This window comes from Faecalispora jeddahensis (assembly GCF_000577335.1).
Lineage (GTDB): Bacteria > Bacillota > Clostridia > Oscillospirales > Acutalibacteraceae > Faecalispora > Faecalispora jeddahensis.
The window spans coordinates 1-5,113 of the sequence record NZ_CBYL010000083.1 but is presented as its reverse complement, the minus strand read 5'-3'; the positions used below and the strand labels follow the sequence as shown (position 1 = coordinate 5,113).

Annotated in this window: 7 protein-coding genes and 1 tRNA gene; 4 read left to right on the top strand and 4 right to left on the bottom strand. The window is 45.4% G+C overall.

The window, feature by feature from the left end:
• From TY09_RS18485 to TY09_RS17220, 3 genes are all read right to left on the bottom strand, one after another.
• Positions 1–421, bottom strand: a 421-nt coding sequence (locus TY09_RS18485) for an IS30 family transposase (protein ID WP_187119632.1), incomplete at its 3' end; no start/stop codon positions are given.
• A 212-nt stretch (positions 422–633) separates the two neighbouring features.
• Positions 634–1,473, bottom strand: coding sequence for a carbon-nitrogen hydrolase family protein (locus tag TY09_RS17225; protein ID WP_042436930.1), 840 nt, complete (start codon positions 1,471–1,473; stop codon positions 634–636).
• Positions 1,474–1,490: 17 nt separating this feature from the next.
• Positions 1,491–1,898: a Fur family transcriptional regulator gene (locus TY09_RS17220; protein ID WP_042436928.1), complete on the bottom strand. Its 408-nt coding sequence runs from the start codon at positions 1,896–1,898 to the stop codon at positions 1,491–1,493.
• A gap of 169 nt (positions 1,899–2,067) precedes the next feature.
• On the opposite strand from TY09_RS17220, the gene sigK reads away from it, so the two are divergent.
• The 4 genes from sigK (at position 2,068) to TY09_RS17195 (ending at position 4,837) form a co-directional block, all read left to right on the top strand.
• On the top strand, positions 2,068–2,754 hold the full coding sequence (gene sigK, locus TY09_RS17215) for an RNA polymerase sporulation sigma factor SigK (RefSeq protein WP_009060552.1): 687 nt from the start codon (positions 2,068–2,070) through the stop codon (positions 2,752–2,754).
• A gap of 734 nt (positions 2,755–3,488) precedes the next feature.
• Positions 3,489–3,881, top strand: a complete 393-nt coding sequence (locus TY09_RS17205) for a PadR family transcriptional regulator (protein WP_009060668.1) — start codon at positions 3,489–3,491, stop codon at positions 3,879–3,881.
• 3 nt (positions 3,882–3,884) lie between these two features.
• Entirely contained in the window at positions 3,885–4,280 is a 396-nt protein-coding gene (locus TY09_RS17200) for a hypothetical protein (RefSeq protein WP_042436923.1), read from the top strand.
• Between the two features lie 47 nt (positions 4,281–4,327).
• Positions 4,328–4,837 (top strand): hypothetical protein, encoded by a 510-nt coding sequence (locus TY09_RS17195; protein ID WP_042436920.1) that lies wholly within the window; start codon positions 4,328–4,330, stop codon positions 4,835–4,837.
• 124 nt (positions 4,838–4,961) lie between these two features.
• Here TY09_RS17195 and TY09_RS17190 read toward each other — a convergent pair.
• Positions 4,962–5,038: transfer RNA gene (locus TY09_RS17190), tRNA-Ile, on the bottom strand.
• Between the last annotated feature and the right edge of the window lie 75 nt (positions 5,039–5,113).

The window sequence follows — 5,113 nt, the reverse complement described above, 5'->3', positions numbered from 1 at the left end:
TGTCTTTGAATCCCGCAAATTCACAGCCGTTATCCAGTGTAATTGACAGAACTGGCTTGTCTTTTAATGAACTGCATAAGGTTTGTTTTGTTTCTTTCGCACTTTTATTCTGAATGAGAGATAAAATTAAATATCTGCTTTTCCTATCCACAAGAGAAATTAACCCGCCCTTGTTTAAACCTCCCAGTATGGTATCTCCTTCCCAATCACCTATACGCTTTCTTTCGTCGATTTCATTTGGTCTGTCACCTATTCGGTGTTCCGGATGGATGGCAGCACTCGAGCCCCGAATATATTTTTTCTTCCCTTGCCTGCGAAGGTGCTTCTTCCTGCTGTAACCTTCAATTAAATCCTTTTTTAATGCAAGAAAGGAAGGGCCCGCCCCGGCCTGAGGGGCAAGCCCTGCGCCAGCAGAATTCACATATGAGAGAAGCACAGAAATGATACGGAAAGAGCACGAAGAATCTCACCTTATACGAGGGTACTCCCTGCGCCAACAGAATTTCTTGTGCGGGAACCGCAAGAAAAACTTGTCCTCAAAATGGATATGAAATCCCACCTTTACAACCAAATATCGAAACAAAAAAACAGATGCCTGAAACAGCATCTGTTTTTCTATCCTCATTTTCATTCTCAGGAACGCGAAATCTCTTCCAGCCGGTAAATGTCCGTGCGGCGATTCTCCAGCGTCTGCATGCGTGCACGCACACGGTCCAGGTAATCCAGATCGATCTCCGCCATCGTAACGCCCGGCTCTTCCTTTGCACGGGCGATCACCGTGCCCCAGGGGTCTATGACCATACTGCTCCCAAACGCCGTCAGACGGGCATTACGGCCAATCTGGTTAGGGGCAATCATATAGCAGCTGTTCTCGATCGCTCTCGCCCGCAGAAGCGGTTCCCAATGATCCTTGCCGGTGGGCAGGGTAAAATTTGAGGGATTGAATAAAATCTGCGCGCCCCGCTCCGCCATCAGGCGGTAAACCTCCGGAAAGCGCAGGTCGTAGCAGATGGCCAGACCAAACACGCCCAGCTCCGTTTCCACCGTCACGATGCTGTCGCCCGCGGCTACCTCCTCTGATTCCCGCACCGCCTTGCCGGTGGGCAGAATAATATCGAAGGTATGCAGCTTGCGGTATTTCGCCAGCAGCTCGCCCTTTGGGGAAAACAAAAAGCTGGTATTATACACCCGGGAATCCTCCGGAATTTTTTCAGCCCAACTGCCGCCGTGAATATAGACTCCAAGCCGTTTGGCCACATCAGAAATACGCTGGTACGTTTCCCCCGACTCGTCCTCCGCGAAGTCTGACGCAGGCAGAGAGGCCCCAGCGATCACATTCATATTCTCCGTTAGAACCACCAGACGGGCGCCGTTTTCAGCAGCCTCTTGAATATAGCCGCAGATCCGGTTCAGATTCTCTTCTTTATCCTCACCGGAACTCAGCTGCACAATGCCGACTTGATATTTTCTCATCCGAGTCCTCCTGAAAATCAGCGTGTTTCACTCTGTGCTTTCAAGCAGTCCGGGCAGATTCCATAAAACACCAGACTGTGGGAATGAACCTGCAGTCCGCAGCTGCGCGACATCTGCTGATCAACGGAATCCGGCAGAATCTGGTATTTCAAATCTTTCACGGCTCCACACTGCTCACAGATGAAATGCTCGTGCGGATCAACGATGGCATCAAAACGCTCCTGCCCGTTTACCACACCGACACTGACAATCTTGCCTTCTTCTTTGAAGCGGGAAAGATTGCGGTACACGGTGCCCAGGCTTAAATCCGGGTATTCCAGCTTGAGCTGCTGGTAGATCCATTCTGCAGTGGGATGGGTGTCGGTATTCATCACCACATCCAAAATCGCTTTTCTTTTTCGGCTGAAATTCTGACGTCTCTGCATAAGCACAATCCTTTCAAAAGAAAACGATAATCATTATTTTTCTTATGATTATCATATCATGATATTAGCGGAATGTAAAGATTCCGATTTCTTTTTTATCACGAGGACTTGCAACATACAGGCTGTCGGGCGCATAAAATGCAAAAAACACCGAAAAGAGGGATGTTGCATGTTGCTGTCCTTGCTGCGGGAAGCTATTTCGAATCTGCTGTTCTTTGTGCTGCACGTAACCGGGAACGGATCGTTTCCTCGCCCGCTTTCCGCACAGGAAGAACGCGAATACCTGGAACGATGGAAAAACGGCGACACAAAGGCGCGCAGTAAACTGATTGAGCACAATCTGCGCTTGGTTGCCCACATTATCAAAAAGTACTACTCGAATCTTAACGACCAGGAGGACTTAATCTCTATAGGCACGATCGGGCTCATCAAAGCAATTGACAGCTTTAATAGCGACAAGGGAATCCGGCTGTCAAGCTATGCGGCCCGATGTATTGAAAACGAGGTTTTGATGTTTTTCCGCAGCGGAAAGAAGAGCGCTCAGGACATCTCCCTGAACGAGCCCATCGATACGGATAAGGATGGCAATACGCTGACTCTGATCGATATTATGTCTACGGAAGATAACATTGTTGACAACCTGGACTGCAAAATTAAATCAGAGCAGCTGAAGAAATACATTTGCCAATCCCTCTCCCCGAGAGAGAGAACTATTATCGAGTTGCGCTATGGTTTGAACGGGCAGGCACCTCTAACACAAAGGGAGGTTGCATCTGCGCTGGATATTTCCCGCTCTTATGTATCGCGCATTGAAAAAAAGGCTTTGGGAACCCTGCTCAAGCAATTTGATAAATAAAAAATCCGGTTAGAAAACCGCAAATTTTTCCATATTATACCATAATAATCTAACTTAGTAAAGAGAAATATGAATCAATTCTATTTTCGATTTCACTTATTTTCAAACATAACCATGCTCTCTGTTTTGAAAAGGCCCAGGAAAAAGCGCAATCGCTTTTTCCTGGACCTTTTCCGTTTTGCGGTAAACGAGAGAAAAAACAAAACATTAGAACCATCTTATGGAAATTGCTCTCCCTACCGATAGAAGGATCATGATCGAAAAGAGAATCAGAAATTTTTTGTCCTTCCATAGAGCATTGTTTGGCCCGTATTTTCTTCTAAGATAATACATATAAGCCAATAATAGTATCAGTAAAAGAATCTCTATTCCTGTCCTCCAGGGCGAAAAAAACAATGCCCTGTAAGGAGCAGGAAGAAGATTGATGAAAATCATGACCAACAGCCATAGAATCGCAAATACGATAACCTGATACCATTTCTTTCTGACTGTCTGATTCATAAAGACCTTTCTCCCTAATATTTTCCTTTGTAACGAATCGTAAATAACGCTTTGCTTCGCCGGCGAATCAATATAGCCTCATCCCCATTCACGAAAAATTGTATCAAATCAATAAAACCATCAGTTTAATTACAATATATCACTTAAAAATAAGTATGTAAACAATAACATATTGATTTCTAAATAAATTTGGGTATAATAGAATTATTCTTACTACTTAGGAGATTAGTCGCTTGCCTAGAGAAAAGGACACTACAACAAAAAGCGGAACCCCGGCCGGGATGAAGGAATTGCTCAAAAAAGCAACGACAGACATGCTGGTATTATTTTTGCTGCGTCAAAAACCAATGTACACCTATGAAATGATGCAGGAAATCGAAAAGCTCAGTGGTGGAGTTCTCACCTTCAACACGTTATACATTGCGATTTATCGCCTTCAGAAATACGGTTATTTAACAGAATCGGACAAAGTCCTTTCTGAAGATAACCGCATGCGCATTTACTTCTCCATTACAGAAGAAGGAAAAACGTATTTGGATAACATTATTTCGGAATATGCGCTCATTACAAACACGATTGACCATATTCTGTCGATAGAGCGACCATTTTCGAAAGAAGAGAGGTAAACCGTGGGACTAGAAAAAGAGCTGAACCGTTACTATAAGGAAATCAAAAGGCACCTGACGTGCCCGAAAAAAGAGCAGGAAGAGTTCCTGACCGAAGTTCATCATCTGGTTGACGACTTTTGGGGGAATCAGCCGGAGGCTTCCTACGCGGATCTGGTGGAAGCCATTGGGGAGCCCGGCGAGCTTGCGGCCACCATGCTGAAAACCCTGCCGGATCAAGCGGTAGTACAAACATACCGCAGAAAGCGAAAAATGCGTACTGGTATCGTCATTGGTTTTCTTGTGCTGGTGATCGCCGCACTGTGCTTCATGATCAATTACATAGGACATATGAGAGCCAATACAATAATTACCGAAGAAACAACCACGATCATTGAACCTGAAACAACTGTCAGTTAAAGCAGCAGCGAAAGTGAATAAAATTAATTTTTCAGGAGGTTCCAATCATGAAGAAATTATTTTCTAGTCTCTTAGCGGCAGTAATGGCAGTTTCCATTCCCCTTTCCGTCTCTGCACAGGAGGCAAAGCAACCCCTTTCAGCAGAACCCAAGACAGTAATTACCACTGAATATTTAGGAAACGGTATCACCGTAGAGACCAAAACGACTACCGAATCTATCAATAAAATCTCGAATTTCAAAACTGTAGCAGCTGCCGCTAAAACCTCTTCCCGCAGCTCTACACGTGCAAAAACCTATAAGGCCAACGGAAAAACTATAGCTACTGTTACTTTAAAGGCAACCTTCCAGTATGACGGTTCTTCCGCCTGGGTGACCAAGAAAAGCGCCAGCCATACCACCAAAAGCGGCTGGAGCTATGGGAGCGAATCTCTCAGCGCCAGCGGCGATACGGCTTATCTTTCGGCGCTGCTGACACAACGTTCCGGGGGAATTGCCATTCAAACAGTTGACGTTGATATCTCTTTAAGCTGCTCGCCGACTGGACAGATTTCTTGATAAATGATCTCTAACAGTCATTTTAGCTAACGGCAATGATCACTGCGCTGCGCAATTTCAAATAAACTGAAAAGTAAACATAAAAAAGCAGCACCAGACATTTTAAAATCTGGTGCTGCTTTTTTGGTGGGCCATCAGGGACTCGAACCTTGGACCGACCGGTTATGAGCCGGCTGCTCTGACCAACTGAGCTAATGGCCCCTACGCACTTTCTCTGCAAAGTAGAAAAACGCCGCCGTTATTGACTAGCGGCGGCACTTCTCTGCATTTGCTTGG

Coding starts and splice junctions, on each gene's coding strand:
- TY09_RS17225 (WP_042436930.1), bottom strand. CDS start 1,473: ATGAGAAAATATCAAGTCGGCATTGTGCAGCTGAGTTCCGGTGAGGAT.
- TY09_RS17220 (WP_042436928.1), bottom strand. CDS start 1,898: ATGCAGAGACGTCAGAATTTCAGCCGAAAAAGAAAAGCGATTTTGGAT.
- sigK (WP_009060552.1), top strand. CDS start 2,068: ATGTTGCTGTCCTTGCTGCGGGAAGCTATTTCGAATCTGCTGTTCTTT.
- TY09_RS17195 (WP_042436920.1), top strand. CDS start 4,328: ATGAAGAAATTATTTTCTAGTCTCTTAGCGGCAGTAATGGCAGTTTCC.